Here is a 14,446-nt window from a genome sequence, read left to right as displayed (position 1 = left end):
TGTCTGTGGGGTGCCTGTCGTTGCTCAGGGGTCCCACTGGACGAAGTTGGCCAGCAGCGTCATGCCGGTGTTCTGCGACTTCTCGGGGTGAAACTGGAAAGCCACCAGGTTGTCCCGCGCCAGGGCGCAGGCAAAGGTCTTGGTGTAGTCGGAGGTGCCCAGCACGTGGTCGGCGCAGGCCGGCTCGGCGTGGTAGCTGTGCACGAAGTAGAACCAGGCATCGTCCGGGACGCCGTCCCAGATAGGGTGCTGCCGGGTCTGGCGCACGCGGTTCCAGCCCATGTGCGGCACCTTGAGGCGGTCCAGGGCGCCGGTTTCCGGCGGGTCCGGGAAGCGGGTGACCTTGCCCGGGAACAGGCCCAGGGCCGGCACGCCGCCGTTCTCGTCGCTCCACTCCAGCATGACCTGCATGCCCAGGCAGATGCCCAGCATGGGCTTCTTGCGGGCGGCCTCGATCACCAGCTGGTTCAGTTCCAGGCGCTGCAGTTCGCGCATGCACTCGCGCACGCCGCCCACGCCGGGGAGGACCAGGCGGTCGCACTTGAGGAGGGTCTCGGGGTCGTAGCTGATGACCACCCGCGTGCCCCCGGCGACGCGTTCCAGCGCCTTGCCGAGCGAGTGCAGGTTGCCCATGCCGTAATCGATGATGCCGACGGAAGCCATCTGAATCCCTGGAGGCTTTTCTACAGAGTGCCCTTGGTGGATGGCATCACGTCGCCGAGGCGGGTGTCGCGCTCCACGGCCATGCGCAGCGCGCGGCCGAAGGCCTTGAACACGGTCTCGATGATGTGGTGCGCGTTGCGGCCACGCAGGTTGTCGATGTGCAGCGTGACCTTGGCGTGGTTCACGAAGCCCTGGAAGAACTCGCGGAACAGGTCCACGTCGAACTCGCCGATGCGGGCGCGCGGGAACTCCACGCCGTACTCCAGGCCGGGACGGCCGGAGAGGTCGATCACCACGCGCGACAGGGCCTCGTCCAGCGGGACGTAGGCATGGCCGTAGCGGAAAATGCCCTTCTTGTCGCCCACGGCCTTGTCGAAGGCCTGGCCGAGCGTGATGCCGATGTCTTCCACCGTGTGGTGGTCGTCGATGTGCCGGTCGCCGTTGGCTTCCACGACGATGTCGATCAGCCCGTGGCGGGCGATCTGGTCGAGCATGTGATCCAGGAACGGAACGCCGGTCTGGAAGCGGGACTGGCCGCTGCCATCGAGGTTCAGTTCGACGCGGATCTGGGTCTCGCGCGTGTCGCGCGTGACGCTGGCTTTGCGTGCGTTCATTGACGCCGGCTGGCGAAAAGGGGCGACAAGGATACCCTGCACTGCAGCAAACTCAAAGCTGGCGCGCATTTGCGCCATTCCGGTGCGGATGAACGGTGGTTCCCCCCGGAGCGCCAAGGCCATGAAAACCGGCCCGAAACCGGTTCAGGCCTCCAGCCAGAAGGTCACCGGGCCGTCGTTGACCAGGGCCACCTTCATGTCGGCGCCGAAGCGGCCGCAGGCCACGGTGGGGTGCAGGTGGCGGGCCCGGTGCACCAGCCAGGCGAACAGGTCCCGCGCCATGTCCGGAGGCGCGGCGGTGGAGAAGCCGGCGCGGGTGCCGCTGCGGGTGTCCGCGGCCAGCGTGAACTGGCTGACCAGCAGCAGGCCGCCGCCGGTGTCGCGCAGGGAGCGGTTCATGCGGCCCTGGTCGTCCTCGAACACGCGGTAGCCCAGCAGGCGCTCCAGCAGGCGCTCGCCGCGGGCCTCGCTGTCGTCCGGCTGCACGCCGACCAGCACCAGCAGGCCGGGACCGATGCGGCCGATGATCTCGCCGTCGACCGTCACGGAGGCTTCGCTGACGCGTTGCAGCAGTCCAATCATAATGTGGCGATGAAATCCCTGACCCGGTTCCTGCTCAAGGCGCTCGGCTGCCTGCCGCTGCCGCTGCTGCATGCCATGGGCGCCCTCCTGGGAATGCTGCTGTGGTGGCTGCCGAACGGCCTGAAGGCGGTCACGCTGCGCCACCTGGAGCTCTGCCTGCCGGAGCTGGACCGGGAGCAGCGCCGGCGGCTGGCCCGCCAGAGTCTAGTCCAGTCCATGCAGGCCGTGCTGGAGGCCCCGGCGATCTGGTACGGGCCGGAGCGCCGCCTGCGGCGCTGGGTCGACGCGCCGGCCGCGCGCGACGAGCTGCTGGCGGCCTCGCGCCAGGGCGCGATCATCCTCTGCCCGCACATCGGTTCCTGGGAACTGGCCGGGATGTTCTGCGCCGCCCATGGCGGCATTGCCTCGCTGTACAAGCCGCAGAAGGGCGTGATGGACGAGCTGATCCTGGAAGGCCGCAGCCGGCTCGGCGCCAGCCTGGTGCCGACCAGCGCCGCCGGGGTCAAGGCATTGCTGCAGCAGCTCAAGAGCGGCGGCAAGATCGGCGTGCTGCCGGACCATGACCCGCCGGCGGGTTCCGGCGGCTTCGCGCCGCTGTTCGGCATCCCGGCCCATACCACGGTGCTGGTGTCGAAGCTGGCCGGGCGCATCGGCCTGCCGGTGTGGTTCTGCTATGCCGAGCGCCTGCCGGGCGGCCGCGGGTTCCGCATCCACCTGCGGTCGGCGCCGGACGGGGTGGCGCAGGACGGGGAGGCGGGCCTGGCCGCCCTCAACCAGGGCATCGAGAGCGTGATCCGGCACTTGCCGGGACAGTACTGGTGGAGCTACAAACGCTACCGTCGCCGGCCCCCCGGGGGCGGGAACCTCTACGCCGGGCTGTAGCCGGCCGGTCCTCGGCCCCGCGGAACTCCGGTCCCGGGCGGCCAGTCATACCGGCGCCCGGCACACCCGGTCCAACATTCCTAGAAAGAGAGCATGGAAAGCGAAGTCCTCATCGAGGCGCGCGCACTGACGCGGCGCTATGGCCCGACGCTTGCCGTCGATGGCCTCCATCTGACCCTGCGCAAGGGGGAGATCCTCGGACTGCTCGGCCCCAACGGCGCCGGCAAGTCCACCACCATGAAGATGCTGACCGGCAACCTCGCGCCCTCCGCGGGCGAGGTGCTGATCGGCGGCAAGTCGCTGCGCGAGGACGCCAAGGCGGCCAAGCGGGCGCTGGGCTACCTGCCCGAGCAGCCGCCGGTCTACGGCGAGCTGACCGTGGACGAGTACCTGGACTACTGCGCCAGCCTTCACGGCATCGCACGCAAGTCGCGTCCCGAGGCCGTGGCTTCCGCCAAGCGCGACTGCGGCCTGGCCGACGTCAGCCGCCGGCTGATCGGCAACCTGTCCAAGGGCTACCAGCAGCGCGTGGGCCTGGCCCAGGCCATCATCCACCGCCCGCCGGTGATCATCCTGGACGAGCCCACCGTGGGCCTGGACCCGATCCAGATCCGCGAGATCCGCGCGCTGATCGCGGCGCTGGGCCGCAACCATTCGGTGATCCTGTCCTCGCACATCCTGCCGGAGATCCAGGCGGTCTGTTCGCGCGTGATGATCATCAACCGCGGCCGTGCCGTGTACAACGAGCCGGTGACGGCGGTGAAGTCCGCCGCCTTCGGCGCCATCGCCGCGGTGTTCCGCCAGCTGCCCGATGCCCGCACGCTGGAGACGCTGGCGGGCGTGCGCCGCGTGCTGGCGCTGGGCGAGGGCCGCTACCGCATCGAGGTGGATGGCAGCGCCGACCCGCGCGAGGCCATCGCCGGGGCCGCCGTCGAAGGCGGCTGGGGCCTGCTGGAACTGCGCGCCGAAGCGCAGACGCTGGAAGAAATCTTCGTCGAGCTCACCTCGCGCGACGCCGCGCTGGCGGAGGCCGCATGAGCAACATCCTCAACATCGCGCGCACCGAGCTGAAGCGCATCTTCCTGTCGCCGCTGGCCTGGGCCGTGCTGGCGGTGGTGCAGTTCATCATGGGCTTCGTGTTCATCAACCTGCTGGTGGACTACGCCAACAATGCCGGCATGCAGCCCGACGACAGCATCGGCGTGTCGGACTACGTCGCCGGCTCGCTCTACGGCTTCGCCACGATCCTGCTGCTGCTGGTGATGCCGCTGATGACCATGCGGCTGTTCGCCGAGGAGCGCAAGGGCAACACCCTGGTGCTTCTGACCTCCGCGCCGGTGTCGATCACCGAGGTGGTGCTGGGCAAGTTCCTGGGCCTGCTCGGCTTCGTGCTGGCGGTGGTGCTGCTGATGGCGGCCATGCCGCTGGCGCTGCACTGGAGCACCAACCTGGACTGGGGCCGCGTGGCCGCCGGCCTGCTGGGCCTGTTCCTGATGATGATGGCCTTCGGCGCCGCCGGCCTGTTCGTGTCCTCGCTGACGCGCGAGCCGACCATCGCCGCGGTCGGCAGCTTCGGCTTGCTCCTGGTGGTGTGGCTGCTCAACATCCTGGCCTACAACGACAGCATCCCCTTCCGCGAGGTCTTCAACTACCTCTCGCTGATCGGCCACTACGACAGCCTGCGCCGCGGCATCTTCAACAGCGCCGACATCGTCTACTACCTGCTGTTCAGCGGACTGTTCCTGTGGCTGACCGTGCAGCGCCTCGACATGGAACGCAACTAAGAACAAGACCATGACCAGGAAACAGACCCTCATCCAGCAGATCGTCAGCGGCCTGCTGTTCCTCGCCGCCATCGTGCTGGTCGGCGTGCTCACCACGCGCTACAAGACCGAATTCGACTGGACTGCCGGCAACCGCAACACGCTGACCGGCGCCAGCCTCAAGCAGCTCCAGGCGATGCCCGGCCCGATCGTGTTCACCGTGTTCGCGCCTTCCGGTGCCGATGTGCGCCGCGAGATCGAGACCGACCTGGGCCGCTACACCCGCGCCAAGGCCGACATCCGCATCGACTTCATCGACCCCTCCGCCAACCCGCAGAAGGTCAAGGAGTACAACGTCTCCTCGGTCGGCGAGATCGTGGTGGACTACCAGGGCCGCCGCGAAAGCCTGCGCGCCACCACCGAGCCGGTGGTGACCAGCACGCTGCAGCGCCTGGCCTACGGCGGCGAGCAGTGGGTGCTGTTCCTGGAAGGCCATGACGAGCGCGCCTGGGAAGACGCCCAGAACCCGGCGGCGCTGGGCCGCTTCGCCCAGGTGCTGCGCGACAAGGGCCTGAAGGTCCGCGGACTCAACCTGGTGAAGGAGGCGCGCATCCCCGACAACACCAGCGTGCTGGTGATCGCCTCCCCGGCCAAGCAGCCGCTGGCGGGCGAGGCGCAGCTGCTGAAGGAGTACGTCGAGAAGGGCGGCAACCTGCTGTGGCTGGCCGACCCGGAGACCCCGGCCGGCATCGATCCGCTGGCGCAGGCCCTGGGCGTGGTCTGGCAGAACGGCATCGCGATCATGCCGGAGTACCAGGTGATCGGCACCGGCCACCCCGGCTTCTTCGCGGCGGTGGGTTATCCGCAGAACGCCGTGACGCAGGGCTTCGACCAGATCACGCTGTTCCCCTTCGCGCGTTCGCTGGTCGGCAACCCCGCGGCCGGCTGGTCGCTGGCGCCGCTGCTGATCAGCTCCGAGGCGGCCTGGCTGGAAACCGGCGACATCAGCGGTGGCAGCGTCGCGCAGGATGACAGGGACGTGCACGGCCCGCTGACCATCGGCCTGACCCTGACGCGCGAGCGCAAGGGCGCGGACGGCAAGGCGACCACGCAGCGCATCGCCGCCATCGGCGATGCCGACTTCCTGGCCAATGCCTATCTCGGCGAAGTGGGCAACCAGCAGCTGGGCCTGAACCTGCTGCAGTGGCTGGCCTCGCGCGACGCGCAGCTCAACGTGGACGTGCCCAAGGCGCCGGACACTTCGCTGCTGCTGCCGGGCTGGGCGCTGACGACCATCGCCGCGGTGTTCGTGCTGCTGCTGCCGCTGGGCCTGCTGGGCTGGGGCGTGGCGCGCTGGATGATCCGCCGCCGCCGCTGAGCCCGCGCCGATGAATCGCACCCATCTGAACCTGCTGCTGCTGGTCGCCGTCGCCGGGCTCGGCGCCGGCGTGTACTTCAGCCAGAAGAAGGAAGAGCCGGTCGTGCCGCTGACGGCGCTCACCGCCGATGTGCTGACGCGCATCGCCCTGGAGCATCCGGGCCACCCGAAGCTGGTGCTGGAGAAGCAGGGCGCCACCTGGAAGATCGTGGAGCCGGTCAAGGCCGACACCGACGAACTGGAGGTGTCCGCCCTGACCAACCTCGCCACGCTGGGCGCCAGGCGCAAGCTGCCCCTGGCCGAGGTGAAGCTGGCCGACCTGGGCCTGGCGCCGCCGGCCTACCGCATCACGCTCAACGACGTGGCGCTGGATTTCGGCGCGCAGGAGCCGATCGAGGCGCGCCGCTACGTGCTCACCGGCGGCGAGGTGGCGCTGGTGGACGATCCGCCCAGCGCCGCGCTGGACGCCGACTACTCCGACCTGGTGGCCAAGCCGCCGGTGCCGGCCGATGGCGAGATCGTGAAGATCGAGCTGCCTTCCGGCGTCAGCGTGGTGCTCGGCGCCGACGGCAAGAGCTGGGAAGCCGCTCCGCTTCAGCCCGACATCAGCGCCGATGCACCGCAGAAGCTGGCCCACGCCTGGAAGGACGCGCGCGCCATGTGGATGGCCGCCGACCTGCCCGAGGGCTCGCAGGGCGAGACCGTGAAGCTCACGCTCAAGGATGGCCGCGAGTTGCGCTTCGTCGTCGCCGAGCGCGATCCGCAGGTGGTGCTGGCCAGCCCGGAGCTGAAGGTGCGCTACGTCATGTCCAAGGCGCTGGAAAGCGAGTTGCTGCAGTTGCACAAGGCGGCCGTTGCGCCGCCTCCCGGCGCCACGCCGGCCTTGCCGAAGTTGTAGTCGATGCCTGAACTGCCCGAAGTCGAGACCGTACGCCGCGGCGTCGAGCCGCACGTGCTGGGCCGGCGCATCGGGCAGGTCATGGTGCGCGACGCGCGCCTGCGCTGGCCGGTGCCGGAGAATCTCCCCGTGCTGCTGCGCGGCCGGCGCATCGAGTCCACCTCGCGCCGCGGCAAGTACCTGCTGCTGCACCTGGACAATGGCGACCGCCTGATTGTGCACCTGGGCATGACCGGCCGCCTGCTGGTGCTGCAGCCGGGACACCCGCTGCGCAAGCACGACCATGTCGACATCGAACTGGAAGGCGGCGTGCTGCTGCGCTACCACGATCCGCGCCGCTTCGGCGCGGTGCTGCCCTGGAGCGCGGCCGAGGCGACGCACGAGTTGCTGGCCGGCATGGGGCCGGAGCCCTTTTCCGAGGAGTTCAGCGGCGACTACCTGTTCGCCCTGTCGCGCGGGCGCAGTGCGCCGCTGAAGAACTTCGTGATGGACGGCCGCGTCGTGGTGGGCGCGGGCAATATCTACGCCGCCGAGGCCCTGTTCCGCGCCGGCCTGCGCCCGGGCCGCGCCGCCGGACGGGTTACGCGCGCGCAGTATCAGGCACTGGCGGAGAAGATCCGCGAGGTACTGGCAGCGGCGATCGAGCAGGGCGGCACCACGCTGCGCGATTTCGCCGGGGCCGACGGCGAGTCCGGATACTTCCAGCAGAAGCTCTACGTCTACGGCCGCGAGGGCGAGGCCTGCCTGGTCTGCGGCAGCACGATCAAGCGGCTGGTGATCGGCCAGCGCTCGTCCTGCTTCTGTCCCGGATGCCAGAAATGAATGTCACCGAGCAGTGGCTGGGCCAGTTCCTGCTGCTGCTGGCCGCTGGCCACGTCGCACTGGGCCTGGCCATGCCCTTCGCGCTGCCGCTGTTGCCTGGCGTGCTGGCGCAGATGCCCTATGCCGAATCCGCCGAGGCCGCGCGCTTCTGGTCGCGCGTGTTCGGACCCACCGTCGCCGCCTGGGGCATGCTGGCCTTCTTCGTCGTGCGCCACGGCGTACAGCGACGCGAGCGCTGGGGCTGCGACGCGCTGATTTTCAGCGTGCTGTGCTGGGCGCCATTGGATGCCTGGCTGTGCTGGCAGGCGGGGTTCGCGGCCGGGATCGTGCTGGATGCCGTGGTGTCGGCGGCGATCCTGGGGCCGGCGCTGTGGATGAGACAGCGCTTCCCCGCCGCGTCCTGCTAGGCCTTCTTCGCCAGCTCCGCCTCGATCGCCGCCACCAGGCGCGGATCTTCGGCCGTCACATCCGGCGCGAAGCGGCCCACCACCTCGCCGTTGCGGCCGACCAGGAACTTCTCGAAGTTCCACATCACCTCGCCGTTGTCCGGCGCGTCGATGCCGTAGCGCTTCATGTTCTCGCGGAAGGGTTCGGCGCCCACGGCCTTGGGCTGCACGCCCGTCAGAGCGGCGTAGAGCGGATGCTGATCCACGCCCTTGACCGAGATCTTCGAGAACAGCGGGAAGTGCACGTCGTAGGTCGTGGAGCAGAAGTCCTTGATCTCGGCATCGCTGCCCGGCTCCTGGCCCATGAAGTTGTTGGCCGGGAAGCCCAGCACTTCCAGGCCCTGGGCCTGCCGGCCCTGGTAGAGCTTCTCCAGCCCGGCGTACTGCGGTGTCAGGCCGCACTTGGAGGCGACGTTGACCACCAGCATGACCTTGCCGCGGTAGTCGGCGAGGCGGGCGTCCGTGCCGTCGATCTTCTTCACGGGGATGTTCTGGAGCTGCGTCATGATCCGGCTCGCTGCTGGTGTGGGAGCGCTAGATTACCGGCCCCCCGATTCCCGGCAAGCCGCATCCGGACGATGTGAGGGATTTGCCATCGATCTCCTCGTTACATACTATTTGGTATGTAACGAGGAGATCCGACGATGACCGCCCTGCTGGCCCAGCCCTTCAAGCTTCCCTGCGGCGTGACGCTGCCCAACCGCCTCTGCAAGGCGGCGATGACCGAGGGCCTGGCGGACCCGCTGCTGCGGGCGACGCCGCGCCACGCCACCCTGTACCGGCGCTGGAGCGAGGGTGGGGCGGGCCTGCTGATCACCGGCAACGTGATGATCGACCGCCGCGTGCTGGAGCGTCCGGGCAACGTCGCCATCGACGGCAACGGTGGCCTCGACGAACTGCGGGCCTGGGCCCGGGCCGGTACGGTGGCCGGCAACCAGCTGTGGATGCAGATCTCGCATGCCGGACGCCAGTCGCCGCGCTACGTCGTCAGCCATCCCATGGGACCCTCCGACGTGCAGCTGGACCTGCTGGGCGGCTATGGCCGGCCCCGCGCGCTGACGGAGGACGAGATCCTGGACTTCATCCAGCGCTTCGCCCGCGTGGCGGTCACGGCGCGGGAAACCGGCTTCACCGGCGTGCAGATCCACTCGGCGCACGGCTATCTGCTCAGTTCCTTCCTGTCGCCGGTGACCAACCGCCGCACGGACGCCTGGGGTGGCAGCATCCAGAACCGCTCGCGCTTCCTGGTGGAGGCGGTGCGTGCCACGCGCAAGGCGGTGGGGGCCGACTTCCCGATCGCGATCAAGCTGAACTCCGACGACTTCCGCAAGGGCGGATTCACGCACGAGGACTGCCTGCAGGTGGTGCAGATCCTCAACGGCGAGGGCGTGGACCTGCTGGAGATTTCCGGCGGCACCTACGAGCAGCCGCGGCTGCTGGGCTTCGAGGGCCGAGCCGAGGATGCCACGCCGCGCCGCGAGTCGACCAGGCTGCGCGAGGCCTATTTCCTCGAGTATGCCGAGGCGATCCGCAAGGTCGCGCGCATGCCGCTGATGGTGACCGGCGGCTTCCGTACGGCTGCCGGCATGGAACTGGCGCTGCAGGGCGGCGCCGTGGACGTGATCGGACTGGGCCGCCCGCTGTGCACGCATCCGGACGTGCCGAAGCAATTGCTCAGCGGCGCGATGCAGGAAGCGCCGGCCTACGAGAAGCAGCTGGTGATGGCCAGGAGCGGTCTGCTCTCGCCGACCTCGCCGGTGCTGCTGCTCAAGCTGATCAACGTGCTGGGCGGACAGGGCTGGTACTACCACCAGCTCTACCGACTGGCGGACGGCAAGCCGCCGCGCCTGGGACTGGGGGTGTTCGGGTCCTTCCTGCGCTACTGGGTGGCGGAACTGGGGACGGCGATGAAGCTGCGGCGCGACAAGATAGGCGCTGCGTAGGCGGGACCTTGTAGGAGCGGCTGCCGGCGGCGGGCCAGGGCCAGGTTGTCAGCCGTCGTTCGCGGCTGACAGCCGCTCCTAGGAGTGGCAGCTAATTCAACGACCGCGGCGCCGCCAGCGTGAACGGGCTGATCAGTGCGTCGAAGGATTCCCGGGTGTCCGGCACGACCATGTTGAACTCGCCGTGCATGGTGCCCACCGGCGTGCCCAGCGGACAGCCGCTGGTGTACTGGAACTGTTCGCCCGGCTGCAGCACCGGCTGGTAGCCAACCACGCCGGGGCCGCGTACTTCCTCCACGTGGCCCTCGCCGTTGGTGATGACCCAGTGGCGCGAGAGCAGCTGCACGGTACGCTCGCCCTCGTTGCGGATGGTGATGTGGTAGGCGAACAGGTAGTGGCCCGCGGCCGGGTCGGACTGGTCGGCCACGTACTGCGGGCGCACGATGATGCGGATGCCTTGGGTGACGGTTTCCGACATGGGGAGCCTGTCCGCTAGAACATCCCGGTGGCGAGGCGGGCTTCCTCGGACATCATCGACTGGTCCCAGGGCGGATCGAAGGTCAGCTCCACGTCGGCTTCCGCCACGCCGGGGATGGCGGTGACCTTGGTCTTGACGTCGTCGACCAGGATATCGCCCATGCCGCAGCCGGGCGCGGTCAGCGTCATGCGGATCTTCGCGCGGCGCCGGCCGTCGTCGGTGCGCTCGAGCCTGCTTTCGTAGATCAGGCCCAGTTCCACGATGTTGACGGGGATTTCCGGGTCGAAGCAGGTACGCATCTGGTCCCACATGGCCTTTTCGATCTCTTCGTCGCTGGCGTCGGGGGAGATGTCGGGGCCGCGCACCACTTCCTTGCCGATGGCGTCGGCGTCCTTGCCGTCGATACGGAACAGGTGGCCCTCGACCTGGACGGTGAAGCTGCCGCCCAGGGCCTGGGTGATGGCGCCATTGGCGCCTTCCGGAAGCTCGACCTTGGTGCCCTGGGGGATCAGGATGCCGATGACGTCGCGCGTCAGGGTGACGGGTTCGTAGGTGTGACTCATGACAACTCGGGAGACAAGGAACTTAGTTTAAGCTCCCCCCGTCTGAGGCGCATCTGCCCCCTGCCCGAGAACAAAAAATGAACAAAGTCGCCGCCGCCCTGATGTCCCTGCCGCTGCTGGCCAGCGCCGCTGCCTACGCCGACCCGCCGCCGCAGCGCCGCAGCGTCAACGTCAGCGGCCAGGGCGAGGTCGCGGTGCGCCCGGACCGTGCCAAGCTGAATGTGGCCGTGGACACCATCAACGCCGACCCGAAGGCCGCCGAGGCGGAGGTCAACAAGGTGGTGCGGGCCTACGTGGCCGAGGCGCGCCAGCTCGGCGCCAAGGACGCCGACATCTCCACCGCCGGCATCAGCCTGACCCCGGAATACGTCTGGGACGACAAGGCCCGCCGCAACCGCCTGACCGGCTACCGCGCCCGCCGCGACATCACGGTGACGGTGACGGACCTGAACAAGCTGGGCGACTACGTGCTGCGCGCCACGCAGGTGGGCGTCAACAACGTTTCCCCGCCGACGCTGGAGGCCTCCAACGCCCGGGAGCTGTCGCGCGAGGCCCTGGTCAAGGCCACCGAGGATGCCCGCGGCAAGGCGCAGCTGCTGGCCGACACGCTCAAGGTGAAGCTGGGCGGCATCTACGCCCTGAACGCCAGCGAAGGCTATTCCCAGCCGCCGATGCCGATGATGGCCCGCGGCATGGCCAAGGCCGAGGCCTTCGACAGCGGCAACAGCCAGATGGGCCTGGAGCCGGGCGAGATCAAGTACACCGCCACGGTGAACGCGGATTTCGACCTGATCGCCCCGTAGCACGGGACCTGGGCGGTGGCGCCGGGGATCGCCCGGCGTCACCGACCGGTGGTACTACCCCCGACGTCGGTTTTTGCGATAATCCGCCCCTTTCCCGGCCGTACAGGCAGAGAAAGTGGCAAAAAAGCAAGCTAAGCCGCTGGTCGGCGTGATCATGGGCTCCCGTTCGGATTGGGAGACGATGGCGCACGCCGTCCAGACGCTGGAAGACCTGGGTGTGCCCTGCGAGGCGCGCGTCGTCTCCGCGCACCGTACCCCCGACCTCCTCTTCGAATACGCCGGCAGCGCGGTGAGCCGCGGGCTGCGCGTGATCATCGCCGGCGCCGGCGGTGCCGCCCACCTGCCGGGCATGTGCGCCGCCAAGACGCGGCTGCCGGTGTTTGGCGTGCCGGTGCAGTCCAAGGCGCTCAACGGCCAGGACTCCCTGCTGTCGATCGTGCAGATGCCGGCCGGCATCCCGGTGGGCACGCTGGCCATCGGCCGCGCCGGCGCCACCAACGCGGCCCTGCTGGCCGCCGCCGTGCTGGCCACCACCGATGCCGCGCTGGCCAGACGCCTGGACCGCTTCCGCGCCGAGCAGACCGCCAAAGTATTGAACGACGAGCCGCTGAAGCTGCCATGAAGATTGGTATCCTGGGGGCGGGTCAGCTCGGACGCATGCTGGCCCTGGCGGGTTATCCGCTGGACTTCGACTTCGTGTTCCTGGACCCGGCCACCGAGGCCTGCGCCGCGCCGCTGGGCGAACACATCCACGCCGACTACCAGGACGAGCGCGCCCTGGCCGAGTTCTGCGTGGCGGTGGATATCGCGACCTACGAGTTCGAGAACGTGCCGGCGAAGACCGCGGAGTTCGTCGCCGGCCGCATCCCGCTGCTGCCGGCGCCGGTGGCTCTGACGGTCGGCCAGGATCGCCTGTCCGAGAAGCAGCTGTTCGACAAGCTGAAGATCCCGGTGCCGCGCTACATGCCGGTGGCTACGCGCGAGGCGCTGGAACTGGCGGTGAAGAACGTGGGCCTGCCGGCGGTGCTCAAGACGCGCCGCCTGGGCTATGACGGCAAGGGCCAGGCCGTGCTGCGCAAGCCGGAAGACCTCGATGCGGCCTGGGGCCGCTTGGGCGGCCAGCCGCTGATCCTGGAGGCCTTCGTGCCGTTCCAGCGCGAGCTGTCCTGCCTGGCCGTGCGCGGCAAGGGCGGCGAGATGCGCTTCTACCCGGTGGTGGAGAACGTGCACCGCGACGGCATCCTGCGCGTGGCGATCCCGCAGGCCAGCGATCCGCTGCAGGCCGAGGCCGAGGACTACGCCCGCCGCGTGGTGGAGCACCTGGGCTATGTCGGCGTGCTGGCTTTCGAGTTCTTCGTGGCCGACGGCCGGCTGCTGGCCAACGAGATCGCGCCCCGCGTGCACAACTCCGGGCACTGGAGCATCGAGGGCGCGGTCTGCTCGCAGTTCGAGAACCACCTGCGCGCCATCGCCGGCCTGCCGCTGGGCGACACCGGGCTGCGCGGACATTCGGCAATGGTGAACTTCATCGGCGATGCGCCGGCCAACGAGGCCCTGGCCGCGATCCCCGGCGTGCACATTCACCACTATGGCAAGACGCCCAAGCCGCAGCGCAAGGTGGGGCATGCCACCGTGACGGCGGCCAGCGCCGAGGAACTGGCGCAGCGCGTGGCCATCGTCAGCCAGCTGGCGGATTCGGTCGGGGACTAGAGGCCGCGAATAAACCTGCTGTGCTGTCCGATCTTGCATCTCCGGTGCTGGCCGAACCTCGGTACGGCTCCGCTCCTCGATGCAACCTCGGGCATGCTCGCTACGGTTTCCTCGCATCCTCCGGGCAGAGGGTCTACAGCCCCAAGTCCCGCTTCAGCTCCAGCCACAGCTCCGCGTAGGCCAGCAGCGCCGGCTCGTCCGAGCCCGCGTAGGCGGCCAGCGGGGCGCGATGTTCGCCCATGCGCTCCACCGCCGAGGCATAGGGAATCACGGCTGGATAGCGCCGCGCCATCGCGGCGGGCGGGTTCTCCAGCAGTTCGCGGTGCAGCGAACGCCGCCGGTCGGCCATCGAGTAGAACGGGCGGATCTTCTTCGGCTCGAAACCCTCTGTCCTGAAGTAGGCCTGCACCTGTTCCAGCGCGCGCAGCGACAGCCAGGTGGGTACCGCCGGCACCAGCACGCGGTCCGCGGCGGCGAAGACGTTGTCGGCCAGGTGCGACAGGCTTGGCGGGCAGTCCAGCACGGCCAGCGCGTATTGCTCGGAGAACGGTTTGAGCAGGCGCCTGAGCGCTTCGCGCGGCGGCTCGACCTTCTTGAGGATGATGTCGAGGTAGCGGTAGGACAGGTCCGCCGGGATCAGCGAGAGCTGCTTGTAGGGCGAGGGCTTCACCAGCCGCCCGGCAGGCGAGGTGCCCTCGAAGACCTTCCTTGCCTTCAGTTCTTCCGCCTCTCCATGGAAGTACCAGCTGGAGGCGCCCTGGGGATCGAGGTCCCAGAGCAGGGTGGGGATGCCGTGGGCCGCGGCGAGATAGGCCAGGTTGACCGAGGCGGCGGTCTTTCCGACACCGCCCTTCAGGTTGTACAACGCGATGCTGCGCATGCCGGAACGCTCCTGCTGCGA

Annotated in this window: 18 protein-coding genes; 11 read left to right on the top strand and 7 right to left on the bottom strand. The window is 69.0% G+C overall.

What is annotated here, in order from left to right; translation table 11 throughout:
* Positions 1 to 24: 24 nt before the first annotated feature.
* From hisH to dtd, 3 genes are all read right to left on the bottom strand, one after another.
* Positions 25 to 663, bottom strand: coding sequence for an imidazole glycerol phosphate synthase subunit HisH (gene hisH, locus C3942_RS04770; protein WP_104229219.1), 639 nt, complete (start codon positions 661 to 663; stop codon positions 25 to 27).
* Positions 664 to 683: 20 nt separating this feature from the next.
* On the bottom strand, positions 684 to 1,277 hold the full coding sequence (gene hisB, locus C3942_RS04765; RefSeq protein WP_104229218.1) for an imidazoleglycerol-phosphate dehydratase HisB: 594 nt from the start codon (positions 1,275 to 1,277) through the stop codon (positions 684 to 686).
* 144 nt (positions 1,278 to 1,421) lie between these two features.
* Positions 1,422 to 1,859: a D-aminoacyl-tRNA deacylase gene (dtd, locus tag C3942_RS04760; RefSeq protein ID WP_104229217.1), complete on the bottom strand. Its 438-nt coding sequence runs from the start codon at positions 1,857 to 1,859 to the stop codon at positions 1,422 to 1,424.
* 9 nt (positions 1,860 to 1,868) lie between these two features.
* On the opposite strand from dtd, the gene C3942_RS04755 reads away from it, so the two are divergent.
* The 7 genes from C3942_RS04755 to C3942_RS04725 all read left to right on the top strand — a co-directional run bounded on the left by C3942_RS04755 (position 1,869) and on the right by C3942_RS04725 (position 8,009).
* Positions 1,869 to 2,741, top strand: coding sequence for a lysophospholipid acyltransferase family protein (locus C3942_RS04755; RefSeq protein WP_104229216.1), 873 nt, complete (start codon positions 1,869 to 1,871; stop codon positions 2,739 to 2,741).
* Between the two features lie 93 nt (positions 2,742 to 2,834).
* The gene (locus tag C3942_RS04750) at positions 2,835 to 3,779 is read left to right on the top strand and encodes an ABC transporter ATP-binding protein (RefSeq protein WP_104229215.1); all 945 of its coding nucleotides are present in this window, start codon (positions 2,835 to 2,837) and stop codon (positions 3,777 to 3,779) included.
* Complete coding sequence (locus C3942_RS04745; protein WP_104229214.1) at positions 3,776 to 4,525, top strand: ABC transporter permease; 750 nt, start codon at positions 3,776 to 3,778, stop codon at positions 4,523 to 4,525. The genes C3942_RS04750 and C3942_RS04745 overlap by 4 nt, the downstream gene beginning before the upstream one ends.
* Positions 4,526 to 4,535: 10 nt before the next feature.
* Positions 4,536 to 5,882 (top strand): GldG family protein, encoded by a 1,347-nt coding sequence (locus tag C3942_RS04740; protein WP_104229213.1) that lies wholly within the window; start codon positions 4,536 to 4,538, stop codon positions 5,880 to 5,882.
* 10 nt (positions 5,883 to 5,892) lie between these two features.
* Entirely contained in the window at positions 5,893 to 6,780 is an 888-nt protein-coding gene (locus tag C3942_RS04735) for a DUF4340 domain-containing protein (protein ID WP_104229212.1), read from the top strand.
* Positions 6,781 to 6,783: 3 nt separating this feature from the next.
* Positions 6,784 to 7,602, top strand: coding sequence for a bifunctional DNA-formamidopyrimidine glycosylase/DNA-(apurinic or apyrimidinic site) lyase (mutM, locus tag C3942_RS04730; RefSeq protein ID WP_104229211.1), 819 nt, complete (start codon positions 6,784 to 6,786; stop codon positions 7,600 to 7,602).
* Entirely contained in the window at positions 7,599 to 8,009 is a 411-nt protein-coding gene (locus C3942_RS04725) for a hypothetical protein (protein WP_104229210.1), read from the top strand. The genes mutM and C3942_RS04725 overlap by 4 nt, the downstream gene beginning before the upstream one ends.
* On the opposite strand, the gene C3942_RS04720 is transcribed toward C3942_RS04725, so the two are convergent.
* Positions 8,006 to 8,554 carry a glutathione peroxidase gene (locus C3942_RS04720; RefSeq protein WP_104229209.1) on the bottom strand — a complete coding sequence of 183 codons (549 nt, stop codon included), beginning with the start codon at positions 8,552 to 8,554 and terminating at the stop codon, positions 8,006 to 8,008. The genes C3942_RS04725 and C3942_RS04720 overlap by 4 nt on opposite strands.
* 138 nt (positions 8,555 to 8,692) lie before the next feature.
* On the opposite strand from C3942_RS04720, the gene C3942_RS04715 reads away from it, so the two are divergent.
* Positions 8,693 to 9,991, top strand: a complete 1,299-nt coding sequence (locus tag C3942_RS04715; protein ID WP_104229208.1) for an NADH:flavin oxidoreductase/NADH oxidase family protein — start codon at positions 8,693 to 8,695, stop codon at positions 9,989 to 9,991.
* Positions 9,992 to 10,082: 91 nt separating this feature from the next.
* Here C3942_RS04715 and apaG read toward each other — a convergent pair whose 3' ends face one another.
* Positions 10,083 to 10,469, bottom strand: a complete 387-nt coding sequence (gene apaG / locus C3942_RS04710; protein ID WP_104229207.1) for a Co2+/Mg2+ efflux facilitator ApaG/CorD — start codon at positions 10,467 to 10,469, stop codon at positions 10,083 to 10,085.
* Positions 10,470 to 10,483: 14 nt separating this feature from the next.
* Positions 10,484 to 11,032, bottom strand: coding sequence for a putative Fe-S cluster assembly protein SufT (gene sufT, locus C3942_RS04705; protein ID WP_104229206.1), 549 nt, complete (start codon positions 11,030 to 11,032; stop codon positions 10,484 to 10,486).
* Between the two features lie 77 nt (positions 11,033 to 11,109).
* Here sufT and C3942_RS04700 point away from each other — a divergent pair, with 77 nt between their 5' ends.
* The 3 genes from C3942_RS04700 to C3942_RS04690 all read left to right on the top strand — a co-directional run bounded on the left by C3942_RS04700 (position 11,110) and on the right by C3942_RS04690 (position 13,545).
* Complete coding sequence (locus tag C3942_RS04700; RefSeq protein ID WP_104229205.1) at positions 11,110 to 11,835, top strand: SIMPL domain-containing protein; 726 nt, start codon at positions 11,110 to 11,112, stop codon at positions 11,833 to 11,835.
* A gap of 154 nt (positions 11,836 to 11,989) precedes the next feature.
* Entirely contained in the window at positions 11,990 to 12,457 is a 468-nt protein-coding gene (purE, locus tag C3942_RS04695; protein WP_104229532.1) for a 5-(carboxyamino)imidazole ribonucleotide mutase, read from the top strand.
* Positions 12,454 to 13,545, top strand: a complete 1,092-nt coding sequence (locus C3942_RS04690; protein WP_104229204.1) for a 5-(carboxyamino)imidazole ribonucleotide synthase — start codon at positions 12,454 to 12,456, stop codon at positions 13,543 to 13,545. Before purE ends, C3942_RS04690 begins: the two co-directional genes overlap by 4 nt.
* Positions 13,546 to 13,678: 133 nt before the next feature.
* Here the strand turns inward: C3942_RS04690 and C3942_RS04685 are convergent, their stop codons facing one another.
* The gene (locus C3942_RS04685; RefSeq protein WP_104229203.1) at positions 13,679 to 14,425 is read right to left on the bottom strand and encodes a ParA family protein; all 747 of its coding nucleotides are present in this window, start codon (positions 14,423 to 14,425) and stop codon (positions 13,679 to 13,681) included.
* Between the last annotated feature and the right edge of the window lie 21 nt (positions 14,426 to 14,446).

The sequence above is a fragment of the Solimonas fluminis genome, assembly GCF_002930645.1.
GTDB lineage: Bacteria > Pseudomonadota > Gammaproteobacteria > Nevskiales > Nevskiaceae > Solimonas_A > Solimonas_A fluminis.
This window is presented reverse-complemented; position numbering and strand designations above follow the sequence as displayed.